This window comes from Vibrio sp. 03_296 (assembly GCF_002265885.1).
In genome coordinates, this window is the sequence record NZ_NPKW01001077.1 from 1 (window position 1) to 1124 (window position 1124).

The window sequence follows — 1124 nt, forward strand, 5'->3', positions numbered from 1 at the left end:
TTCGCGAAAGAGTGTAATGATGCGTTTACTATTGGCCATCCACCAAACCAAAAGTAAGTAAACTGCAAACACTTTAACCCCGTCCAGATCACCGGTACAGGTGAAATAAACGTGTTTCTTAATCAGAGCACGGAAACTGCGTAGTCGTGGAAATTGGACCAGGTACTCAATGTTAAGTTTGGTCAGCGCAAGCTCTTGGCGAAACTGAGTCACACCATAAGGGCCAAAGCCGGTAAGCTGCTCTCTACTAGCCGAATCCGTAAGCTGGAGAAGCGTCGCTTACTACTGTCCAAGGCTGTTAGCGTGAGATATTGATTCTCGACCAACAACCATTGTGGCGCAGTAGGGGCCTTACGATACTGGGCTAACGCTGCTTTAAAAGCATCGCCCTCCGTTTTTTGTAATTCGAGCACAGCGGAGAGCAACTYGATTGACCTTAATTGTGTTCCTTGGGCCCCATAAAAAGAGGATCGGGCAGGGCACTTAAGTCACTTTCGATACTCAATGCCTGCGCACTAACCTGAGCTGGCGTCTGTGCTGCATATTGCCATTGGGCAAACGTTGCTGGCGCAAACACCAGAGTAAAACAAACGAATAGACGTAATAATTTTTGCATAAGTGGGTCGTATTATTTAGACATAACGTAAAAGATTGTAGTCTCAAAAACTGTTCATAATTCAGACAAATAGAAATTTGCTGTGAAACTTTATCCATATTCACGTTCAAATGTCATGTTTGTGATTTCAGTCATAAAAATCAAAGCTTGCACTCTGAGGCGTGAACAAGTAACGTTGCGCAGTTTTTCTATTTGTTACTGACTCACTAAGGTAAAAGCTTTGATTTCTACAGCGAATATCACTCAACAATTTGGCGCTAAGCCACTGTTTGAAAACATCTCAGTTAAATTTGGCGAAGGCAATCGCTATGGTCTAATTGGGGCTAATGGTTGTGGTAAATCAACCTTTATGAAAATCCTCAGTGGTGAACTTGAACCGACGAGTGGTAACGTCAGCTACGACCCAAATGAACGCGTTGCAAAACTGAATCAGGATCAGTTTGCTTACGAAGAGTTCACGGTTATCGACACCGTTATCATGGGTCACAAAAGAACTGTGGAAAGTAAA

General features: G+C 43.3%; 3 protein-coding genes. 1 reads left to right on the plus strand and 2 read right to left on the minus strand.

Annotation, left to right across the window (positions count from 1 at the left end):
* Together CIK04_RS35025 and CIK04_RS35030 are read right to left on the minus strand one after the other, a co-directional pair.
* On the minus strand, positions 1–213 hold a 213-nt coding region (locus tag CIK04_RS35025; protein ID WP_325206021.1), incomplete at its 3' end, for a hypothetical protein.
* 223 nt (positions 214–436) lie between these two features.
* Positions 437–616 carry a hypothetical protein gene (locus CIK04_RS35030; protein ID WP_325206022.1) on the minus strand — a complete coding sequence of 60 codons (180 nt, stop codon included), beginning with the start codon at positions 614–616 and terminating at the stop codon, positions 437–439.
* A 220-nt stretch (positions 617–836) separates the two neighbouring features.
* On the opposite strand from CIK04_RS35030, the gene CIK04_RS29925 reads away from it, so the two are divergent.
* Positions 837–1124: ATP-binding cassette domain-containing protein (locus tag CIK04_RS29925; protein WP_128824764.1), on the plus strand; the 288-nt coding region annotated here is incomplete at its 3' end.